This is a genomic window from Mitsuaria sp. RG (assembly GCF_028369275.1).
GTDB classification, from domain to species: Bacteria; Pseudomonadota; Gammaproteobacteria; order Pseudomonadales; family Pseudomonadaceae; genus Aquipseudomonas; species Aquipseudomonas peradeniyensis.
This window is the reverse complement of record NZ_JAQMYQ010000029.1, coordinates 1-21,471: the sequence shown is the minus strand read 5'-3', so window position 1 is coordinate 21,471 and position 21,471 is coordinate 1. Positions and strand designations below refer to the sequence as shown.

Sequence of the window (21,471 nt, the reverse complement as noted above, 5' to 3'; positions counted from 1 at the left end):
CGCCTGGTCGACATAAAGATACAGAAAAGCGCCATCACTTTGCCGGTATCTGCGGCCCGCCCCCACAAGTTCGGGCCTGATCGACCAAATTACGTATTTGAAACCAGGTTTTTCTGCAAAAATGCCGGCCTTTTTGTTGGACGATCTTTGCGCAGGTAAACCCATGACTGATCAAGTAAGCACCCTCTATGCCAAATTGCTCGGCGAGACCGCCGTCATCGAGTGGAAAGCCCTGGAGCGTTTCTGGGCCAAGGGTGACCTGATTTGGGTCGACCCCAGCCTTGACCTGATCACCGTTGCCGAGGCGATGGCCGAGAATCGCAGCGAGATCTTCGCCAAGTGGCGTAATGATGGCACTGTCGGGGCGGTTTCCGCCGAGCAGGCGCTCGACCTGCAAACCCGCGATCCAGAGATCTGGGCGGTGGTGGTTTCGCCGTTCATCGTGATCCAGGCGAAGAAAGCGGAATAAGCACGCGCTTTTTTAGTGCGCAAAAACGCGCAGGCGCCTCACGTTGGTGCGCGTTGACGCTCACGTAAGGTGGAAGTTGGTAACAGTGGCGGGGTGATTTGGCGGGGCGGTAACAGTTTACGGGATGCGTAAATGGGGCTGCTGCGCAGCCCTTTCGCGGCACAAGGCCGCTCCTACAGGAGGGCGCGATTTCCTGTAGGAGCGGCCTTGTGCCGCGAAAGGGCCACTAAGTGGCCCCAGCTCTATCAGTAATCCACGCGCCCGGTATGGCTGTTCAGCGAAATCACCCGGGTCTTGCCGATGCGGTGGCGGAAGATCTCGCGCAGGTACTTCACCGCCTTCTTCACGCACTCGCGCGACAGGCGGATGTCGTTGATCGAGACGAAGCGGCTCTTGTCGTTGATCAGCTCGCGGTACTTCTTCTCGTACATCGGCTTGATCGCATACCAGTTGGTGTCGAGGATCTTCGCCGGGTTCTCGAACTCGTTGAGCAGGTCGTCGATGCTGTCCTCGTCGAAGTGCTCGCTGGTGATGAACTCCAGGATCGCGTTGTCCATGGTGTCGTCGAAGCGGTACGGGTTGCGCGCGAAGCAACGCTTGATAAACGCCACGATCAGGGTCAGGAAGTCATCCGACAGGCACGGGCTCTTGGCGATCAGGGTGGTCAGCGACAGGTTGGCCGAGGCGCCGATCACCAGTGCGTAGCGCTTGAGCGTGGTGTTGGGGAACAGGCTGTTGAGGTGGGTCTTGAGCCGGTTCAGGTCCATGTACGACAGCTTGTAGTCCTTGGGCAGGGATACGATCGACACCACCGACGAGCAGTTCTTGAAGAAGTGCAGGTCGTGCAAGGCTGCGGCGTCGTAGCCCGAGGCCTGGTACTGCTCCAGCGCGGCACGGTAGCGGCGCGACTCGATCGGCAGCAGGCTGATGCCCTCGATGGCCTGGGTCTGCTTGTTGAAGTGCGGCAGGTCGATGGAGCGGAAGAACAGGTCGTCGATGTCCAGGCGCGGCTGCTCGCGCTCGAACACCTTGAACTTGTCCGAGCCCGCTGGCGGCACTTCCGGCACCACCGATTCGGCGTAGGCAATGGCCACGGGGCCTGCCAGGCTCATGAACAGGTCGTTGGCGTCCAGGCGGATGGTCTCGCCGATGTCGATGCCGGCGCGGCGGAAGTAGTTCTGGTCGTAGTCGGTGGTCACCGCCTGGGCGGTGAGGATGTTGAAGATCTGCTGGGAGATGTACTGGTTGGCGTGCTTCTCCATGGCGTTGACGTCGATGTTCTGGATCGTGCCGTCATCGCTCTCCTCGGCGTAGCGCATGATGTCGTTGGAGATCAGCATCATCGCGTTCCACGGGCGGATCCGGCCCATGACGCTGGCTTCGCTGCTGTCTTCGTTGTCGAAGTTGTACGAGAAGTCCCATTCCTCCGACAGGTACTTGCACAGCAGGCGCCCGGCGTTGATGTGCAGCGCCTCGGACATCTCGCTGCGGTGATCGGAGGCGTTGGGCAGCACGCAGATGCCGCTGGTGAAGATCGGCTCGAAGACGAACGAGTGCCCGCTCTTGCCGTCGTTCTCGTCGGCCGGCTTGGTGTCGAAGGTCTTGTTCATGTATGAATACTGCTGGGCCAGGCCGAACTCCGAGGCCATCCCCGAGCCGGTGCCGCCGCCGGCGCTGAAGATGTAGAAGTACAGGCGCGACTGGTTGGCCTTGATGCCGCAGGAGTCGATCAGGTACGAGTGGATCAGCTTCCAGTCGGCGCTGGAGAAGCGCTGGGTGTCCTTGTTGAGGATGATCTTGGCCAGGTACTGGCCGAGGATCGGCGCGTTGCCGGCGCCCCCGGCATGCACCTCGGACAGGTCCATGATCTTCATCTTGCTGTAGTCGCGCAGGAAGCCGCCACGCTCGCCCTTGCGCGAGAAGCGGATGCGCCCGGCGATGTCCTTGTCCAGATCGCCCAGCATCACCAGCGGCTCGACCAGGAACACCGGCTTGGCGGCCTTGTTCTGCACCAGGCGCAGGTTCTGGCGGATCCAGCGCGCCGGGCTGTAGCCGGCCTCGCCCTTGAAACGGTCCTCGTTGTTGTACTCGTTGAGGAAGAAGGTACGGGCGTTGTACACCAGCTCTGCGACGTCCAGGGCGATGTTCGAGCCGCAGCGGCCCAGGCCGATCAGGCACACCGACGGGAACTGCTGCTCCAGGCGCAGCTGGTCCTCGTCCTCGACGTGCAGGTTCGGCGGAAACACCAGGTCGCGCAGGCCGTCGAGGTTGTCGAGGATGCGCTGGATGTCCTGCTCGGTGAAGTACAGGTACTGTTGCGCCGGCGTGCTGCGGGCGGCGGGTAGGTCTCGAGCACTGCCGGCGGTCAGCGAGGTGGGGCTGAGGGTCGGCTCGGGAGCCGCATTGGCAGAAGTGTTCGTAGAGGTCATAGTGCGCCATTTGCCTGGAGTGGTTGGCTTCCCGGTGATGAATATCATCTAGCCATCACGGAGAAATTTCGCGACTTTATCAGTGCGTCTTTTTCTTATGCGATAGGGGGTTTCCTTAGTCGGACTAAGGTTTTTCCCTTCGCACCCGCATTGCATCGTCCGTTTGTCACGCTTCTTTAATCTGGAGTCGCTCATGAGTACTGCATTGCCTTCGCTGGGGTTTGCCGGGATCGGCCTGATGGGCCTGCCGATGTGCCGTCGGCTGCTGGCCGCCGGGTATCCGCTGACCGTGTGGAACCGCAGCCCGGACAAGTGCGCCGAGCTGGTCGCCGCCGGTGCGCGACTGGCCGCCAGCCCCGCCGAGCTGTGCCAGGCGACGGATATGGTGCTGTTGTGCCTGGCCGACACGGCGGTGGTGCGCGAGGTGGTGTTCGGCGAGCAGGGCGTCGCCCAGGGTGGGCGCAGCGGTCAGTTGCTGGTGGACTTCTCCAGCCTTGAGCCGACCGCCACCCGGGAGATGGCCGCCGAGCTGGCTGCCCTGTGCGGCATGGCCTGGCTCGATGCGCCGGTGTCCGGCGGCACGCCGGGGGCCGAGGCGGGTACTCTGGCAATCATGGTCGGTGGCGAGGCCGATGATCTTGAGCGGGCGCGGCCGGTGCTGCAGACCCTGGGCCAGCGGGTGACGCACATGGGCGCGGTGGGCGCCGGCCAGGTGACCAAGGCGTGCAACCAGATGATCGTGGCCTGCAATGCATTGGTAATCGCCGAGGTAGTGGCGCTGGCCGAGCAGTCAGGGGTCGATGCGCGGCTGATCGCCGAGGCGCTGGCGGGTGGGTTTGCCGACTCCAGGCCGCTGCAGATCCTTGCCCCGCAAATGGCCGAGAGCCGCTTCGAGCCGGTCAAGTGGCACGTGCGCACCTTGCTCAAGGACCTCGACACCGCGGTGAAATTCTCCCGCGAGCAGGGCTCGGCGACGCCGCTCAGTGGCCTCGCCGCGCAATTGATGCGCCTGCACGGTAGCCAGGGCTATCTGCAAAAAGATCCGGCGACCCTGGTAACGCTGTATCGCAACAAGGACTGAGCTCGCCCGGCTGGCGGTCGAGCCGTTCGAGGATCGGCCGCAGTTCGGCCAGCGGCACTGGTCGGCTGAGCAGGTAGCCCTGCAGGTAGTCGCAGCCATGACTGGCCAGGAATTCATGCTGTTCGACGGTCTCGACGCCTTCGGTGACCACCTTCAGGTGCAGGGTGTGGGCCATGATGATGATCGCCTGGACGATCTCCCGGTCCTTCTGGCTGCCCGGTACGTCCTGGATGAACGAGCGGTCGATCTTCAGCACGTCCAGCGGCAGGCGCTTGAGGTAGGCCAGCGAGGAATAACCGGTACCGAAGTCGTCGATCGACAGCGCCACGCCCTGGGCGCGGATGCGCTTGAGCAGGCTGATAGTGTGGTGGATGTCACCCATCAGCGCGTTCTCGGTGACCTCCAACTCCAGCTGGCGCGGCGCCAGGCCGGCCTGGAACAGCGCCATTTCCACCTCGGTGGCCAGCTCCTCGCGGCCGAGGGTGAGCGCCGAGCAGTTCACCGTGACCTTCAGTTCGCCGTAGCCATGGCGATTGAGCTGGGCCAGATCCTCGCAGGCCCGGCGCAGCACCCACAGGTCCAGCTCGGCGATCAGGCCATTGGCCTCGGCGATGCAGATGAAGCGGTCGGGGCTGAGCAAGCCGTGTTGCGGGTGCTGCCAGCGCACCAGGGCCTCGAGCTTGGCGACCTGGCCGCTGCGCAGGTCGAAGATCGGCTGGTAGTGCACGCACAGGCCGCGCTCCTCGAACAGCGCCACACGCAGTTCCTCTTCCAGTTGCAGCTCCAGGGTGGCGCGGGTCTTCAGGCCGTTGTTGAAGAAGTTCAGGCTGTTGCGCCCGCAGCCCTTGGACTGGTACAGCGCCAGGTCGGCGTTCTTCAGCAGTTCCTCGGTGCTCTGGCCATCGTCGGGGAAGATGCTGATGCCGATGCTGGTGGTCATCACCATGCGCCGGCCCGCCAGGTCGATCGGCTCCTTCATTCGTTGCATGATGCGCTGGGCCAGGTGACGGGCCTCGTCGCGGCTGTTGAGACTGGTGACGATGCAGAACTCGTCGCCGCCGAAGCGGGCCACCAGGTCCTGGCCGCGGGTGGCGGCCTTGATATGGTCGGCGATGACCTTGAGCAGCTCGTCGCCGGCGGCATGCCCGAGGCTGTCGTTGATGCGTTTGAAATGGTCGATATCGAGGAACATCACCGCCAGCATGCCCTCATGGGCGGCCTGCTCGGCCAGGCGCTCGGCGAACACCTGGTTGAAACCGCGGCGGTTGACCAGGTTGGTCAGGGCGTCGTAGTGGGCGGCCTGCTGCAGTGAGGCCCGGGCCTGGTCGAGCTGGCTGAGCAGCACATTGACCCGGCGCAGGTCGTGCTCCTTGCTCTGCAGCTTCTTGTCGGCCAGCGCCGCGCTGATGCTGCCACCGCTGATCAGCAGGGTGATGACGGCGATGGTCAGCGCCAGTTGCAGACTGTTGTCGGCCGAGGGCAGGCGCAGGGCGGTTTCGCCAGGAATCACCAGGGTCATGGCGGCCATGCCGGTGAAATGGGTCAGCACGATGCCGCCGGCCATTAACAGGCTGGCGCCGTACTTGAGCAGCAGGTGCAAGGTGCCGCTGCCCTTGTTGAAATAACGGGCCATCAGCAGCGCCAGCAGGCTGACGAGCACGGCGATGCCGATGGAGGCGAGCAGCAGGCCGGTCTGGTAGTACTGCTGGGCGCTGGTCTGCAGGGCGGCCATGCCGGTGTAGTGCATGAGGCTGATGCCCAGGCCGATGAACAGCGCGGTCTGCAGGTAGTGGCGCAGGCGCATTTCGCTGCGGTTGAGGCTGTTCATCGCCAGCCAGGCGGCGAGCAGGGCCACCAGCAGCGATAGGCCGGTCAATGGCGCGTCGAAGTGGATCTCCAGCGGCGCCTGGAACGCCAGCATGCTGATGAAGTGCATGGCCCAGATCCCGCCGGCCAGGCAGCAGGCGCCGAGCACCCGCCATTGCCGGCGGGCGAAACGGTCATCGCAGTGGCTTTGCCTTTCGCTCATGTCCAGCGTGGCGAAACAGGCGGCGCTGGCCACGATAAAGGCGAGCAGCACCAGGAAGGGGTTGTGTCGACAGTCGAGGATGATCTGTCCGGTCGCCGGCAGCTCGGCGAACAATTGCAGTCCCAGCCACTCCATTGCAGGCCTCTTCGTCGAGTCTTCACTCGTCCCCAAAAAGCACGGATGGAGACTGTTCCTGCTGGAGTATAGGAACGGGTGCTTAAGCCTTCCTGATTAATGGCACTTTGGTTTCTACCATTTGGATATGAAGGCAATAGCTGGATGGTCTAAACGGATACCGCTGCCCCGCACAAACCCTGTAGGAGCGGCCTTGTGCCGCGAAAGGGGCGCGCAGCGGCCCCGGCGATCCTTGCATGAACGCTGAAATCCTGGGGCTGCTTTGCAGCCCTTTCGCGGCACAAGGCCGCTCCTACAGAGGATGCGTGAGTCCTGATCAACCGGCGACAAGCACCCGGATTGCCTCGAGACGCAGCGCCGCTTTTTCCAGCGCCGCCAGCCCTTCTTCGCGCTGCTTGCTCAGCGCATCGATCTCGCTGTCACGCACGCTCGGGTTCACGGCCTTCAGCGCGGTCAGGCGTGCCAGCTCCTCGTCGGCTTCGGCGGTGAGCCGCTGCCGGGCCTGTGCCACGCGCTCGTCGTGGATCGGCAGGACCTTGGCTTCGCCGGCGGTGATGCGCTTGGCCAGCACGTCGCGCTGGGCCTGGACGAACTTGTTGGCGCTGGCCTTGGGCACGCTTTCGAGCTGGTCGTTGAGGGTTTCGAACGCCACCCGCGGGCCCAGGTCGTTACCGTTGGTGTCGAGCAGGCAGCGCAGCGCGGCCGGTGGCAGGTAGCGGCCCAGCTGCAGGCTGCGCGGGGCCACCACTTCGCTGACGTAGAGCAGCTCGAGCAGCACGGTGCCGGGCTTGAGCGCCTTGTTCTTGATCAGCGCCACCGCGGTGTTGCCCATCGAGCCGGACAGCACCAGGTCCATGCCGCCCTGGACCATCGGGTGCTCCCAGGTCAGGAACTGCATGTCCTCGCGCGACAGCGCCTGGCCACGGTCGTAGGTGATGGTCACGCCTTCGTCGTCGCCCAGCGGGAAGCTGGCGTCGAGCATCTTCTCGCTCGGCTTGAGGATCAGGGCGTTTTCCGAGTGGTCTTCGCTGTCGATGCCGAAGGCGTCGAACAGGGTTTCCATGTAGATCGGCAGGGCGAACTGGTCGTCCTGTTCGAGAATGTCCTCGACCAGCGCCTGGCCTTCGCCGGCGCCGCCGGAGTTGAGTTCCAGCAGGCGGTCGCGGCCGGTGTGCAGTTCGGCTTCCAGGCGTTCGCGCTCGGCGCGGGCCTCGGCCACCAGCTTGCTCCAGCTCTTTTCGTCGCTGTCGGCCAGCAGCGGCAGCAGGCGCGGGCCGAACTGGTGCTGCAGGGCGTTGCCGGTCGGGCAGGTGTTGAGGAAGGCGTTGAGGCCTTCGTGGTACCACTGGAACAGGCGCTCCTGCGGGCTGTCCTGCAGGTACGGGATGTGCAGCTGGATCGTGTGCTTCTGGCCGATCCGGTCGAGACGGCCGATGCGCTGCTCGAGCAGGTCCGGGTGGGCCGGCAGGTCGAACATCACCAGGTGATGGGCGAACTGGAAGTTGCGGCCCTCACTGCCGATCTCGGAGCAGATCAGCACCTGGGCGCCGAATTCCTCGTCGGCGAAGTAGGCGGCGGCGCGGTCGCGCTCGAGGATGCTCATGCCTTCATGGAACACCGTGGCCGGGATGCCGGAACGCACGCGCAGGGCGTCTTCCAGGTCCATGGCGGTCTCGGCGTGGGCGCAGATCACCAGGACCTTGGTGCGCTTGAGCATCTTCAGGGTGTCGATCAGCCAGTCGACCCGTGGGTCGAAACGCCACCAGCGCTCGTCGTCGCCGCTCTCGCCCTGGGCCTGGAAGGCCACTTCCGGGTACAGCTCGGCGCGCTCGCCCGAGGGCAGCTCGGCGTAGGCGTCGGGGTTGGCCAGCGGGTAGGGGTGCAGCTGGCGCTCGGGGAAGCCCTGGATCGCCGCGCGGGTGTTGCGGAACAGCACGCGGCCGGTGCCGTGGCGATCGAGCAGCTCGCGGATCAGGCGGGCACTGGCCTGGCTGTCGCCATCGCTGACCGCGGCCAGCAGAGCCTCGCCTTCGGCGCCGAGGAAGCCCTGGATGGTGGCGTGGGCCTTCGGCGACAGACGGCCTTCGTCGAGCAGTTCCTGCACGGCTTCGGCCACCGGGCGATAGTGCTCGCTCTCGGCGCGGAAGGCGGCCAGGTCGTGGAAACGGTTGGGGTCGAGCAGGCGCAGGCGAGCGAAGTGGCTGTCCTGGCCGAGCTGTTCCGGGGTGGCGGTGAGCAGCAGCACGCCCGGGATGACCTGGGCCAGTTGCTCGACCAGCGCATATTCGGCGCTGGCCTGCTCCTCGTGCCAGACCAGGTGGTGGGCCTCGTCGACCACCATCAGGTCCCAGCCTGCGGCGAACAGCGCGTCCTGGGCCTTCTCGTCCTCGACCAGCCATTCCAGGGCCACCAGCGCCAGCTGGGCATCCTCGAACGGGTTGCTGGCGTCGCTCTCGATGAAACGCTCGGCGTCGAACAGCGCCACCTGCAGGTTGAAGCGTCGGCGCATTTCCACCAGCCACTGGTGCTGGAGGTTCTCGGGCACCAGGATCAGCACGCGGTTGGCGCGCCCGGACAGCAGCTGGCGGTGGATCACAAGGCCCGCCTCGATGGTCTTGCCCAGGCCCACTTCGTCGGCCAGCAGGACCCGTGGGGCGATGCGGTCGGCCACTTCACGGGCGATGTGCAACTGGTGGGCGATGGGTTGGGCGCGCACGCCGCCCAGGCCCCACAGCGACGAGAGCATCTGCTTGCTGGTGTGCTGCAGGGTGTTGTAGCGCAGCGAGAACCACGACAGCGGGTCGATCTGCCCGGCGAACAGGCGGTCGCTGGCCAGACGGAACTGGATGAAGTTCGACAGCTGCGTCTCGGGCAGGGTGCGCGGCTGGTTCTGGCCGTCGATGCCGTGGTAGACCATCAGGCCGTCGATGTCATCGACCTCCTGCACGGTCAGCTTCCAGCCTTCGAAGTGGGTGATCAGGTCGCCGGGCGAGAAGCGCACGCGGGTCAGCGGCGCATTGCGTAGCGAGTACTGGCGGGTGTCGCCCGTGGCCGGGTAGAGCACGGTCAACAGGCGGCCATCCTGCGCCAGGATGGTCCCAAGACCGAGCTCGGCTTCGCTGTCGCTGATCCAGCGTTGCCCCGGTTGATACTGCTGCGCCATACTGCCAAAACTCCCGCGATGAAAAAGCCGACTATGTTAACGGATCGGCTTCGCCAGACCAATGAATGTGAAGAGTCTAGCGCTTTCATCGACGAACACCGTCCCGTCACGAGGGCCACGCGCCAACATGGTTGCCAAGCACCGCTGGTTGAACGTCACCCTGGGCCTGGGCAGCCTCGCGCTGTTGGCCGCCTGTGAACAGAAGAGCTTCGAGGTCCTGCCGCCTATTCCGGTCGAGCAACTGGAGGTGCTCGGTGTGCAGACGCCGATCAAGAGCGTGCACTTCCACGACCGTGAGGGCGAAGGCCTGCTGGTGCTGAGCCGGGCCGATGGCCAGGCCACCGACCCCGATACCGAGGAGGAAGTCGACAAGGTGGTGCTCAAGGCCACACTGTATGGCCGCGCTGCCGGTGGTGACGCCTTCAAGGCGCGCTGGCAGATCGAACAGGAGACCACCTGCGCCGGGCTGGACCTGGACGTCGACTTCTATACCGATGTCAGCGATGTCGGCGACCTGAACAAGGACGGTGTCGCCGAAGTGACCGTGGCCAGCCATGCTTTCTGCGGCGGCGGCATCGACCCCCATGACATCGCCATCGAGATGCGTGAGGGCCAGGCGATCTACACCATCACCGGCCAGTCGCTGATCAGCCCGCCCGGTGAGGACGCGTTCGGCGGCGAGCGCGAGGACAGCGCCTCGCTCAAGAGCGCCCCGCAGGTCGTGCGCGAGCACATGGATGCTGTCTGGCAACAGGTCTACAAGCGGCCCTGGAGCGAGTCGAGCGCCGCGCCCGACGACGACCCGGACGAAGAAGCCGAGTAAGCCCGCGCTATACTCCAGCGCAGTGTGGCCTTGTGATACGCCGCACACCTTTGACCGCGGGCATTCAAGGCGGCGCACCACCAGCCGATAACAAGGCTACAGGAGACCCATCATGCTGCCGCCGATCATCCCGCTCAGTGCCGCCCCCGTGACCTCGCAACAGGATCCGGTCAAGCCGCCGCCGACCATCCCGCCGGTGGTACCCGCGCAGCCGACCTCCAGTGACGGCACCATCGACCTCAAGCACCACCGCGACCCCGAGGAGCAGACCTTGCTGCTGCGCGAGGAGCAGCGCCGCCAGCAGCAACGGCGCAAGCAGGCCGAAGGGGACCGCTACGAAGCCGTGCCCGGCGAGGAGCTCAACGCCGACAACACCGTGCCGGTGGCGCCGATGGGCGAGCGCACGCGTCAGGGGTTGCTGGTGGATATCGAAGTCTGACCAGGCTCTGTACCCTAGTCAGCGTTGCCGCTTGCCTTCATCATGAAGGCCTCTGCTGTCCGTCGAGCCCACTATGAGCCAAGACAACCTGATCGATTTCGGCGCCGAACGCGCCAAACGCATCCACGACCTCAATGACAAGCGCCTGAACGACATGCGCCAGGCCTTCGAGCAGGCCATGCCGCTAACCCAGGCCAAGAAGAAAAAGCCCAAGGGCAAACCCAAGAAGCGCTGAAACTTGATGCAGGTCAACCCTGCACCCGCCTCGCGCGCCCGGCCTCGGGCGCCATTGACTCCGGTCAATTTTCCCCCTCCCGGCATTGGTTACCTTGCACCCATCGGATGACGGCACATCAAGGGAGGGGCCGACATGTTCTTCGACAACGTGGTTATCGCCGGTGTGGTAACGGTCGGGTTGATGTTGGCGTTCTTCGCCGGTCTGGGCATTTTCATCTGGAAGGACTCGAAAAAGCGCAATCAGCGCTGATCCTTCCCGATTCACGAGCACGCAAGGCATTTAGGGCGACTTCGGTCGCCCATTTTTTTTGCCTGTATTTTCATCACGGGGTGGGGCCTGCCGACGAACGGGGCGCATCGCGCCCCGGATACATCCATCTCAGGGCTGCTGGGCGGTCGCCGCCAGCACGATCTCGCGAATGCACACCTGCTGCGGCTGCTGGTAGGCCCAGACGATCGCCCCGGCCACATCCTCGGCGCTCAGCACCACGCCACCCATGTCATTGGCCTTCCACGCCTCGTAGTCGCGCTTGATGCCCTCGTCGGTGGTGTGCCCGAGCAACTCGGTCTCCACCGCGCCCGGGGCGATGGTCACCACCCGCACATTGTGCGGCGCCAGCTCCTCGCGCAGGTTCTCCGACAGCCCGTGCACGGCGAACTTGCTGCCCACGTAGGCGACATGGTTGGGGAAGGTCTTGCGCCCGGCCACGGAGCTGACGTTGATCAGCGTGCCGTGGCGCCGCTCGATCATCCCGCTGACCAGCGCATGCACGCCGTTGAGCAGGCCCTTGACGTTGATGTCGAACATGCGCTCCCACTGCTCCGGATCCTGCTCGTGCATCTGCCCCAGCAGCATCACGCCTGCGTTGTTCACCAGGGCATCGGCCGCATCGGCCGGGCCGTACAGCGCTTCGGCCTCGGCCACGGCGGCGACCAGCGCCGCCCGGTCGCGGATATCCACGGCGCGGCACAGGCAATCGGGGAGCGCCAGCGCCTCGAGGCGTTCCAGGCGCCGGGCGATCAGCAGCAGCGGATGCCCTGCGGCGCTAAAGCGCCGGGCGGTGGCGGCGCCGATACCGGAGCTGGCGCCAGTGACGATGATCAGGGGTTTGTTCATGGTTGCCTCCAAGGCATAATCGCTTTCGATGGCCAGGATTCTAGATAGCGCTCGCGGCCATGAAAAACGGCTTATTTCTCTGGCTGGCATCGGTTCTATCTATGGATATCCGTCATCTCAAGGCATTCATCGCGGTCTTCGAAGCGCGCAACATCACTGTAGCCGCCCAGCGTTTGTGCGTGGCCCAGCCGACCTTGTCGGTGACCATTCGCCAGCTGGAAGAGGACCTTGGCGCCGAACTGTTCCTGCGCCAGGCCCGCGGCGTCGAAGTCAGCGAACACGCCCGCGAGCTGTATCCCCAGGCCTGTCGCATGGTGGCCGAGGCCGAGGCCTTGCGCCTGCGGTTTCGCCAGGGGCAGGAGCGGGTGCCATTGGCGCTGGGCATCGAGGCGGACATCGCGCCGGCCCAGGTCGAGGCCTGCGTGCGCCTGGCCAGCCAGGCGGTGGCGGGTTTGCAGTTGACCCTGCTGGAAGGCTGCGACGGCGACGCTCGCTTGGCCGACGAGGCCCAGCGTTGCGAGGATGAACTGTTCCTGGCGCTGTGGGAGGAAGCGTTCGTGCGGGTGATGGCCACCGGCAGCCAGCCGGACGGGCGCTGGATCACCTGCCCGCAGCACCCGTCGCACCAACGCCTGATGGGCTTGTATGACGGGGGCGAGCAGATCGGCCAGGCCGGTTCGTTGCAACTGGTCCTGGCCATGGTCGCCGCTGGGCAAGGCGCGGCCTGGTTGCCGCAGTCGCTGGTCGAGCGTTGCCCGGGTGTCTACTGGCAGCCGGCCAGTGGCCTGGCGCTGCGGCGTCGGGTCGGGCTGTGCATGTCCCACGAGGCCTTGGCACTGCCCGCCGTGGCGGCGCTGCATCAGGCCCTGAGCCGCGTTTGAAGGGTGGTAGGCGTTTCTACGTGTAGGAGCGGCCTTGTGCCGCGAAAGGGCTGCGCAGCAGCCCCGGCAATCGTTGCATCAACGCTGAAATCCCGGGGCTGCTCCGCAGCCCTTTCGCGGCACAAGGCCGCTCCTACACAGGAACTGCGCATCGACTGGACAACGCGCGCCTAGAGAAACATCCCCCCAGACACCTCCAGCCGCTGCCCCGTGATCCAGCCATTGCCATCCTCCAGCAACAGGGCGATGGCCGCACCGATATCGTCGGGCAGGCCGACGCGTCCCAGCGCCGTGTTGCCGGCGATGTAGTCATTGACCTGCTGGTTGTCGCGCACCACGCCACCGCCGAAGTCGGTCTCGATGGCGCCCGGCGCAAGAATGTTCACGCGGATGCCGCGCGCGCCCAGCTCCTTGGCCTGGTAGCGGGTCAGCACCTCCATGGCGCCCTTCATGGCCGCATAGGCAGCGTAGCCGGGCAGGGCGAAGCGGGTCAGCCCGGTGGAGATGTTGACGATTCGCCCGCCGTCGGCCAACAGCGGCAGCAGGTGCTGGGTGAGGAAGAACGGCCCTTTGAGCTGGATGTTCAGCAACTGGTCGAACTGCGCCTCGCTGGTCTCGCTGAACGGCGCGTTCAGGCCGATGCCGGCGTTGTTCACCAGGAAGTCCAGCTGGCGGCGGCCGAACTGCTGTTCGAGGGTGTCGCCCAGGCGCTCGGCGAAGGCGGCGAAACTGGCACTGTCGCTGACATCCAGTTGCAGCATGGCGGCGCGCACGCCGGCCTGCTCCAGCGAGGCGGCCACGGCGCGGGCCTCGTCGGCCTTGCTGTGGTAGGTGCCGATGATGTCGATACCGCGAGCGGCCAGGTGTTCGGCGGTGTTCTTGCCCAGGCCGCGGCTGGCGCCGGTGATCAGTGCGATCTTGCGAGTCATGTCGATTACCTCGGTGGGGTGGCTGTTGAATGACAGGTTATTGATCGGTTGATGGCTGTTAAATCCACGGATTCCGGAAATACTGTTCGTATAGAATGGACAATCGGAGCCCGTGATGAACAAGCTGGAGCTGTTGCGCACCTTTGTCAGGGTCAGCGAACTGAGCAGTTTCACCCTGGCCGGCGAAAGCCTGGGCTTGCCGCGCTCGACCGTCTCCGAGCAGGTGCGGGCGCTGGAGCGGTTGCTCGGCACGCGCCTGTTCAACCGCACCACGCGACGGGTGCAGACCACCCAGGATGGTGCCTTGCTCTACGAGCGCAGCAAGGACCTGCTGTCGGGCATGGACGAGATCGAAAGCCTGTTCAGCGCCGACGATGCCGAGTTGGCCGGGCGTTTGCGCATCGACCTGCCGACCATGATGGCGCGGCGGCTGATCGTGCCGGCGCTGCCAGGGTTCCTTGAGCGTTTTCCGCGTCTGGAGGTGGAGCTCAGTTGCACCGACCGCCAGGTCGACCTGCTGCGCGAAGGCTTCGACTGCGTGATGCGCATCGGCGCGCTCAGCGACCTGGATGTGGTGGCCCGTCCGGTGGGGCGCCTGAGCATGCGCAACTGCGCCAGCCCCGCCTACCTCGAGCGGTACGGCGTGCCGCAGAACCTGCAGGACCTGGCTGGCCATCGGTTGGTCCACTATGTGCGCAACCTCGGTGCCCGCAGCGCCGGGTTCGAATACGAGCAGGATGGCGAGCTGCGCTTCCAGGCCATGGCCGGCGTGGTCACGGTGAACAATGCCGAAGCCTACTCCGCCGCCTGCCTGGCCGGGCTCGGGCTGATCCAGGTGCCGGCGGTGGGCGTCGATGAACACCTGCGCAACGGTGAACTGGTATCGCTGCTCGAGCCCTGGCAGGCGCGGGCCATGCCGGTGTCGTTGCTGTATGCGCGGCGGCGCCATGTGCCGCGCCGGGTCCAGGCGTTCATGAACTGGCTGGCGGCGCTGCTGGCGTCGCAGGTCGACCCGGTGGCGGTGCCAACCGGCTGAAACGGGAAGGGTGAGAAAGCGTGGCGAAGGTTCCGGCAGTTGCGTTAGGCTGGCACCTGCGCGTCGCCCGTCAGAGGTGACCGTTCCCTGCGTGCGTCACTTCCGAATTTTGCGAGGTTACGCCATGGCCATCACTTCCCAGGACATCTGCAACGCCGCCGACCAGCTCAAGGGCTTCGTCGGCTTCCACGGCAAGCGCGGCATTCATATCGTGCGGTTTTCCGAAGATTCGTTCGGCATGGATGTCACCGACGACAGCATTACCCCCTGCAACGAGTTCGTCTGGCGGCACGAGGCCGATACGCGCATGGCATTGTGCCGGGAGCGCCTTGCCTTGTTGCTGGAGCAGCATGTGGACGACCGGCTGAACATCGGCGAGCCGCTGCGCATCTACCTCCAGCGCACCGACCTGCCGGAGATCGTGGCCGAACGCAGCCTGCGCTGAAGGCGTCTCCCAAGGGCAAACGCAATCCCTGTAGAACCCCCCCAGTCCTTCGGGCTGCGCTGTCGCGCAGGAAACAGAGTTTTAAGCATCACCTGCGTGGGAGCGGGCTTGCCCCGCGATGCGATGTTTGGCGCCGGCTTTGCCGGTGATCCGGGCGGTGCGGCGTTCCGACAAGACCGCTCCCACAGAGATACAGCTCCCTCTCCCGAGGGACTCAGGACACATCCTGCTGGCGCACCTCCCGGCCCGCCAGCAGCGCCTCGAACCCCGCCCGGTCCACCGGCTTGCTCAGGTAGTAGCCCTGGACCTCATGGCACTGCTCCTTGTCCAGCGCCTGCAGCTGCTGCTCGGTCTCCACCCCCTCGGCGGTGACCGTCAGCCCCATGGCCTTGCCCAGGTTGATGATGGCCTGGACCACCGCACGGTCGTTGCCGCTCTGGCTGCTGAGCCCGGCGATGAAGCGCTTGTCGATCTTGATGCTGTCAAACGGGTAGGTGCGCAGGTAACCCAGCGACGAGTACCCGGTGCCGAAATCGTCCATGTTCAGGCGCACGCCCAGCTCTTTGAGCGCGAGCATGGTGCCCAATGCGCCCTCGATGTCGTTGAGCATCACGTTCTCGGTGATCTCCAGTTCCAGGCGCTGGGCCGGGAAGCCGGTGTCCAGCAGCACCTGGCGCACATCAGCGACCACATCGCTGCGGGAGAACTGCGCCGGCGACAGGTTGACCGAGACCAGCAGTTCGTCGGGCCAGTCGCGGGCATTGCGGCAAGCCTCGGCCAGCACCCAGCGACCAAGAGGCACGATCAGGTCGCTCTGCTCGGCCAGGGGAATGAAGGTGTCCGGCCCGAGCAGGCCTTCCTCGGGATGCTGCCAGCGCAACAAGGCCTCCACCGAGACGATGCTCAGGTCGTCCAGGCGGTAGCGCGGCTGGTAGTGCAGGACGAACTCGTGCTGTTTGATCGCCCGACGCAGGTCGTTTTCCAGTTGCCGGCGGTACTGGATCTGCTGGTTCATCTCCGGCGAGAAGTAACGCCAGGTGTTCTTGCCGTCGGCCTTGGCCTGGTACAAGGCGATGTCGGCGCAGCGGATCAGCTCGCCGGCATCGTAGCCCTGCACCCGGGTCTGGGCGATGCCGATACTGGCGCCGATGTGCAACTGGTGCTCCTCGTAGGCGATGGGTTGCTGCAGCAGGTCAAGCAGGCGGGCGCAGAAGCGGTCGATCTCGCTGCGGTTGTCCAGGCCATGCAGCACCAGGACGAACTCGTCGCCGCCCAGGCGGGCGACCAGGTCATTGTCGCGAGTGGTGTCGCGCAGGCGGCCGGCCACCTCCTGCAGTACCGCGTCGCCGGCCGGGTGGCCGAGGGAATCGTTGATCGGCTTGAAGCTGTCCAGGTCGAGCAGCAGCAAGGTCAACGGCGGTGAATCGCTGCCGCGCAACAGTGCCTGCTCAAGGTGGCGTGACAACTTGTTGCGGTTGGCCAGGCCAGTCAGGGCATCGTGCATCGACAGGTGCTGGATGCGGGCATGGGCGGCGACCTCGTCGGTGATGTCGCTGGCGGTACCGCGAAAGCCGACAAGCTTGCCCTCGTAGATGATCGAGCGCGCCGATACGCGGCAGTAGCGGTTCTGCCCGCTGGCGTCATCGTAGTTGCAGCGCAGGTTGGCCAGTTGCTGCGGGTTTTCGTCGGCCTGGCTGTCGAGCCAAGGCAAAAGCGGTGTAGTGTCGCAGGCCAGCAATTGGTTGAGCGGCTGGCCTATCCAGTCCTCTAGCCGGTAACCGGTGACGCTGACGAAGCGCTGCGACAGGTAGGTCAGGCGGTGCTGGCGGTCGGTTTCCCAGATCCAGTCGGACGCGGCCTCGGCTACCGCGCGAAAGCGCTGTTCGCTCGCCTCCAGGGCACGGTTGCTCTGCTGCAGGCGCAGCAGGCTGTCGTCGATGGCGCGGGAGCTGCGCAGGGCATGGCGAAACAGGTAGAGCAGCACCAGGCCGAGCACCAGCAGCACCGCCAGCAGCGGTGGCAGGAAGGCGTGGAGCAGTTGGCGGCCCGGCAGCGGCGTGTTCCAGGCCAGGTGATAGCCGGTTTCGCCCAGGGCTATATACGGTTGTCCGGCCTGGGCAGAGCCGTTCTTCTCCAGGCGCATGCCGGTCAGGCCAGCGCCCTTGCCCAGCACGGCGAGCTTGGCCTCGGTCAGCTGGTCGACGAACACCATCACCGGCGCCTGGCGCACATCCGCCTCGGTCACCTCTTTATCCGGGCGCACCGCCGCCGCGCTGAGCACTGCGGGCCAGCCGTTGAAACGCACGAAGTGGGTCACCTGCTCGCGGGCGGGGGCCGCCTTGCGCGCCGCGTCGATGAGCGCCGCCAGGGGGCTGTCGATATGGGCGCTGGCCGGCGAGTCGGTGGGCTTGCCCTTGAACAGGGCGTAGGTGGTGCGGCCATCCTCGACCACGAACACGCCTTCGTAGCCGCTGGCGCTGTACAGCGACTCGCCGACGTTCTTCTCATCATAGGCCCACTGCCAGTCGACCTTGCCGACCAGATGTTGATAGGCGACGTCCCAGACGGCGTAGCTGGAGAGGAACTGGCGCGAGGCCACCAGCCGCTGCTCCAGCGCCTGGGTGGCCTGGAAGGTGCTTTGCTGCTGCGCTTGGTGGTCCAGCGTGGCGGCGATGTTGAACAGCGCCACCAGGGTGAACACGCAGGCAAGCCCGAACAGCGCGCAGAAGCCGCCGACCAGGCGGCGCACCTGCAGGCGCGAGGTGGGGCTGGAGGATGAAAGGTCGACGTTCCTGTCCATGTACGGGCGACTCCTTCAACTGCTGTCTGCGCCCGGGCCTGGGCGAAGGTTCAGTCAGGATAGGCCAGCTTGAGCATGGCGGCCTCGCCGCGGGCGAAATTGACCTGGTCGCGGCCCTGGTGCTTGGCGGCATACAGGGCCTTGTCGGCCTGTTCCAGCCAGTGTTCGGGCGAGGCGAGGGTGGTGCGAAAGTCCGCCAGGCCGATGCTCAGGCTGATGCGCAGGTCAGGCAATTGCGGGTTGCGGTAGGCGCCGACGCGCTCGCGCAGGCGTTCCATGGCCTGGCAGGCCTGGGCCTCCTGGGCGCCGGGGAGGATCACACAGAACTCGTCGCCGCCGTAGCGCCCGGCCAGGTCGTCCTCGCGCAGGCTGCGCCGCAGTTCCTGGCTGAGCTGGCGCAGCACGCAGTCGCCGACCACATGGCCGTAGGTGTCGTTGATGGTCTTGAAGTGGTCGATGTCGATCAGGGCGATGACCGCCGGCAGCTGTTGTTGCTGGCAGATCTGGAACTTGAGCAGCAGCAGGTCTTTCCATGAGCCATGGTTGAGCAGGCCGGTGAGGCTGTCGGTGCGGCTCAGGGCGCTGAGGCGGCGCTTGTGCTCGGCCAGCTTGATCGCCAGCTGGTAGCACACCCAGCCCAGGGCCAGGGGGTAGAAGGTGAGCATCGGCAGGCAGGCGAGCACCTGCAACTGCGTGGCCTGGAGCTGCAGGCCGGTGCCGAGCAGGGCGCTGGCCAGCAGCATGCCGCCCAGCTGGGCCAGCAGGCCGCGCAGCAGCACCCGTTTGCCACCGGCGGCGACGTTGTTCATGGTCATCATCGACAGGATGGTCACGGTGGGCAGCGGGTTGAAATGCATCGCCGCGGTCCAGAACCCGCCCATCAGCGAGTCCAGCAGGATGTTGCGCTGTTCGGCCTGGTAGGGCGTGGCCGAGCGCCGAGCCCACTGATAGGCCACATGAGGCCAGAGCAAGCCGTTGAACAGCAGCAGGGCCCAGGCCCACTGCGGCGGGTTCAGCGGGGCGATGGCGGCCATCACGCTGAACAGGCCGATCCCCAGGCCGATGATGCGCGGCAGGTAGATGCGCCTGACGAAAGAGAGCCCCTTGCCGCTGCGGTTGTCGATCATGGTTGTCGTTCTTCTGTGGGGCGCCGTTTATCGCATAAGTCGTGTGAATATTGTTGAACAATCGTTCATCGGCGAAAAATGACCTTACAAGCCATTTCACGGTTGATCCGACCCTGTGGAGTAATATGAAGGCTTTCCTCTTATGCGGAGTGCTGCTGCTCATGCTCCCCATGGCTACCCCCGCCGGCGAGCCGGCACCGCACCGGGACGGACGCTTTCACAACCAGGTCGAGCTGCCCCGGGATGGCGTGCTCAAGAAGCTACGCATCGGCGTCAAGTACCTGCTGTTGCGCAAGCCGCCGCAAACCCGGCCAGACGCGGCGCTGAGCCTGCAGCCGATGACCCGCCAGCAGGTGGCCGAAGCACCGGATCACAGCCTGTGGCGCCTCGGCCACTCCACGGTACTGCTCAAGCTGCGCGGGCGCTTCTTCATTACCGACCCGGTGTTCGCCGAACGCGCCTCACCGGTGCAGTGGGCCGGGCCGCTGCGCTTCCATGCGCCACCGTTGGCGCTCGACGACCTGCCGCCGCTGACCGCGGTGATCCTGTCCCATGACCATTACGACCACCTCGACGAGCAGGCCATCCGCCGGTTGGCGCCGCGCACCGAGCACTTTCTCGCGCCGCTGGGGGTGGGCGACCTGCTCATCGAGTGGGGCGTGCCGCCGGCCAAGGTGCGGCAGCTGGACTGGTGGCAGGAAACCGAGGTCGAAGGCGTGCGCTTCGCCGCCACGCCGGCGCAGCACTTCTCCGGGCGCGGGTTGTTCGACAGCAACCGCAGGCTGTGGGCGTCCTGGGTGATGATCGACGAAGGGCTGCGGCTGTTCTTCAGCGGCGACACCGGTTACTTCGCCGGTTTGCGCGAGATCGGCGAGCGCTACGGGCCGTTCGACCTGACCTTGATGGAGACCGGCGCCTACAACGTTGCCTGGCCCAATGTGCACATGCAGCCGGAGCAGACCCTGCAGGCGCACCGGGATCTGAAAGGCCGTTGGCTGCTGCCGATTCACAACGGTACCTTCGACCTGTCGATCCACAGCTGGCAGGAACCCTTCGAGCGCATCCTGGCGCTGGCCAATGCCGCCCAGGTGCAACTGAGCACGCCACAGATGGGCGAGCGGCTCAGCCTCGACTCGCCGCATCCGGGGCAGAACTGGTGGCGGCCGCGGCCATTGCCGCAGCGGGGCAGGTCATCCGAGCGGGCGGTTGTCGCGCGCTAATCCTTGACCTGCTTGTCGTCCTTCAACAGTTTCGAGGGCGGCTTGCCGCTGTCGCTGCGCACCTGGGCATGGCTGATCAAGGCGAAAATGAAGCTGCCGCCAATGATGTTGCCGGCCAGGGTGGGCAGGGCGAAGTCGAGCCAGAAGGCGCTCCAGCTCTGCTCGCCGGCCCAGACCAGATAAGACACCTCGACCGAGCCCACTACTATATGAGTGAAGTCGCCCAGGGCCATCAGGTAGGTGATCATCAGGATGATCCAGATCTTGGCGTGCTCCATGGACGGGATCATCCAGACCATGGTGGCGATCATCCAGCCCGAAACGATGCCCTTGGCGAACATCTGGCCGATGTCGTTCTCCATCACCTTGCGGCCCACATCCAGGAAGGCGATGTCGGTCTTGCTGTCGAAGATCGGCAGTTCGAGCATTACCCAGGCCACCAGCAGGGTGCCGGCCAGGTTGCCGAGCAGGACGATGGTCCACAGGCGCAGCAGGCGGCCCAGGTTGATGAGGGTGGGGGTGGTCATCAACGGCAGCACGGCGGTCAGGGTGTTCTCGGTGAACAGTTGCTGGCGGGCGAGGATCACTGCCAGAAAGCCTGCGCTGTAGCCCAGGCTGGCGACTACCTGGGCGCTGTCGCCCTCGGGCAGGCGAGCATAGAACAGCCCCATGGCCATCAATGACAGGCCCATGGTCAGGCCGGCCGCCAGCGCCGACCACCACAGGGCGGCGAGGGTGCGCTCCAACTCTTGGTCGCCCTGGGCGCGGATGATCTCGTGCAGCACCGCCGCCCGGGGCGGCTGGTTATGGCTGACTTCCTGCTCTTCGTCCGGCGACAGCCCCGGGGTCTTCTCGCTCTGTGCATCGCTCATGGCAGCCGCTCCGCTTGCGTGTTTCTCTACAGAGCGGCAACCGCGCCGAATAGTTGCCGAGCGGCCGCCGGATGGCGATCGAAAGTTTTTTCAGATCAAGGTGTTGACTCTGAAATCAAACCGCGTATTATTCGCCTCCTCGCAGCGTTGAACGCCACGAGGCAAGCGGTAAGTTGTTGAGGTTGAAGGTGTTTGCAGAAAACGACTTCGAAATAAACTTCAAAATAACGCTTGACAGC

The 21,471-nt window shown here is 65.3% G+C and carries 18 protein-coding genes; 10 read left to right on the top strand and 8 right to left on the bottom strand.

What is annotated here, in order from left to right; all coding sequences use genetic code 11:
* Positions 1–163: 163 nt before the first annotated feature.
* The gene (locus POF53_RS16765; RefSeq protein ID WP_062363838.1) at positions 164–469 is read left to right on the top strand and encodes a DUF2288 domain-containing protein; all 306 of its coding nucleotides are present in this window, start codon (positions 164–166) and stop codon (positions 467–469) included.
* Between the two features lie 245 nt (positions 470–714).
* Here POF53_RS16765 and POF53_RS16760 read toward each other — a convergent pair whose 3' ends face one another.
* Positions 715–2,898: a hypothetical protein gene (locus POF53_RS16760; RefSeq protein ID WP_186735307.1), complete on the bottom strand. Its 2,184-nt coding sequence runs from the start codon at positions 2,896–2,898 to the stop codon at positions 715–717.
* A 193-nt stretch (positions 2,899–3,091) separates the two neighbouring features.
* Here POF53_RS16760 and POF53_RS16755 point away from each other — a divergent pair, with 193 nt between their 5' ends.
* Positions 3,092–3,979: an NAD(P)-dependent oxidoreductase gene (locus POF53_RS16755; RefSeq protein WP_203647732.1), complete on the top strand. Its 888-nt coding sequence runs from the start codon at positions 3,092–3,094 to the stop codon at positions 3,977–3,979.
* On the opposite strand, the gene POF53_RS16750 is transcribed toward POF53_RS16755, so the two are convergent.
* Entirely contained in the window at positions 3,879–6,143 is a 2,265-nt protein-coding gene (locus POF53_RS16750) for a putative bifunctional diguanylate cyclase/phosphodiesterase (protein WP_203647731.1), read from the bottom strand. The genes POF53_RS16755 and POF53_RS16750 overlap by 101 nt on opposite strands.
* Before the next feature lie 316 nt (positions 6,144–6,459).
* On the bottom strand, positions 6,460–9,306 hold the full coding sequence (gene rapA / locus POF53_RS16745) for an RNA polymerase-associated protein RapA (protein WP_498968608.1): 2,847 nt from the start codon (positions 9,304–9,306) through the stop codon (positions 6,460–6,462).
* Positions 9,307–9,433: 127 nt separating this feature from the next.
* Here rapA and POF53_RS16740 point away from each other — a divergent pair, with 127 nt between their 5' ends.
* The 4 genes from POF53_RS16740 to ccoM all read left to right on the top strand — a co-directional run bounded on the left by POF53_RS16740 (position 9,434) and on the right by ccoM (position 11,055).
* Complete coding sequence (locus POF53_RS16740) at positions 9,434–10,129, top strand: M949_RS01915 family surface polysaccharide biosynthesis protein (RefSeq protein ID WP_203647730.1); 696 nt, start codon at positions 9,434–9,436, stop codon at positions 10,127–10,129.
* Between the two features lie 112 nt (positions 10,130–10,241).
* Complete coding sequence (locus POF53_RS16735) at positions 10,242–10,568, top strand: aspartate-semialdehyde dehydrogenase (protein ID WP_110739592.1); 327 nt, start codon at positions 10,242–10,244, stop codon at positions 10,566–10,568.
* Positions 10,569–10,641: 73 nt separating this feature from the next.
* Positions 10,642–10,803: a hypothetical protein gene (locus tag POF53_RS16730; RefSeq protein WP_177330824.1), complete on the top strand. Its 162-nt coding sequence runs from the start codon at positions 10,642–10,644 to the stop codon at positions 10,801–10,803.
* A 135-nt stretch (positions 10,804–10,938) separates the two neighbouring features.
* Positions 10,939–11,055, top strand: a complete 117-nt coding sequence (gene ccoM, locus POF53_RS16725) for a cytochrome c oxidase subunit CcoM (protein ID WP_023629476.1) — start codon at positions 10,939–10,941, stop codon at positions 11,053–11,055.
* A 129-nt stretch (positions 11,056–11,184) separates the two neighbouring features.
* Here the strand turns inward: ccoM and POF53_RS16720 are convergent, their stop codons facing one another.
* Complete coding sequence (locus POF53_RS16720; protein ID WP_498968605.1) at positions 11,185–11,922, bottom strand: SDR family oxidoreductase; 738 nt, start codon at positions 11,920–11,922, stop codon at positions 11,185–11,187.
* A gap of 101 nt (positions 11,923–12,023) precedes the next feature.
* Here POF53_RS16720 and POF53_RS16715 point away from each other — a divergent pair, with 101 nt between their 5' ends.
* Positions 12,024–12,803 carry a LysR family transcriptional regulator gene (locus POF53_RS16715; RefSeq protein ID WP_498968603.1) on the top strand — a complete coding sequence of 260 codons (780 nt, stop codon included), beginning with the start codon at positions 12,024–12,026 and terminating at the stop codon, positions 12,801–12,803.
* Between the two features lie 170 nt (positions 12,804–12,973).
* On the opposite strand, the gene POF53_RS16710 is transcribed toward POF53_RS16715, so the two are convergent.
* Positions 12,974–13,732, bottom strand: coding sequence for an SDR family NAD(P)-dependent oxidoreductase (locus POF53_RS16710; protein ID WP_203647726.1), 759 nt, complete (start codon positions 13,730–13,732; stop codon positions 12,974–12,976).
* Between the two features lie 115 nt (positions 13,733–13,847).
* On the opposite strand from POF53_RS16710, the gene POF53_RS16705 reads away from it, so the two are divergent.
* Together POF53_RS16705 and POF53_RS16700 are read left to right on the top strand one after the other, a co-directional pair.
* The gene (locus tag POF53_RS16705) at positions 13,848–14,768 is read left to right on the top strand and encodes a LysR family transcriptional regulator (RefSeq protein ID WP_498968600.1); all 921 of its coding nucleotides are present in this window, start codon (positions 13,848–13,850) and stop codon (positions 14,766–14,768) included.
* A 124-nt stretch (positions 14,769–14,892) separates the two neighbouring features.
* A complete protein-coding gene (locus POF53_RS16700) occupies positions 14,893–15,213 on the top strand; it encodes a DUF2025 family protein (RefSeq protein ID WP_498968598.1) in 321 nt (106 codons plus the stop codon).
* A 214-nt stretch (positions 15,214–15,427) separates the two neighbouring features.
* On the opposite strand, the gene POF53_RS16695 is transcribed toward POF53_RS16700, so the two are convergent.
* On the bottom strand, positions 15,428–18,013 hold the full coding sequence (locus POF53_RS16695) for a bifunctional diguanylate cyclase/phosphodiesterase (RefSeq protein ID WP_498968596.1): 2,586 nt from the start codon (positions 18,011–18,013) through the stop codon (positions 15,428–15,430).
* Positions 18,014–18,063: 50 nt separating this feature from the next.
* Entirely contained in the window at positions 18,064–19,140 is a 1,077-nt protein-coding gene (locus POF53_RS16690) for a diguanylate cyclase (RefSeq protein ID WP_203647722.1), read from the bottom strand.
* Between the two features lie 161 nt (positions 19,141–19,301).
* Here POF53_RS16690 and POF53_RS16685 point away from each other — a divergent pair, with 161 nt between their 5' ends.
* On the top strand, positions 19,302–20,360 hold the full coding sequence (locus POF53_RS16685) for an MBL fold metallo-hydrolase (RefSeq protein ID WP_498968593.1): 1,059 nt from the start codon (positions 19,302–19,304) through the stop codon (positions 20,358–20,360).
* On the opposite strand, the gene POF53_RS16680 is transcribed toward POF53_RS16685, so the two are convergent.
* Positions 20,357–21,232 carry a formate/nitrite transporter family protein gene (locus POF53_RS16680; RefSeq protein WP_232855828.1) on the bottom strand — a complete coding sequence of 292 codons (876 nt, stop codon included), beginning with the start codon at positions 21,230–21,232 and terminating at the stop codon, positions 20,357–20,359. The genes POF53_RS16685 and POF53_RS16680 overlap by 4 nt on opposite strands.
* Positions 21,233–21,471 lie beyond the last annotated feature (239 nt).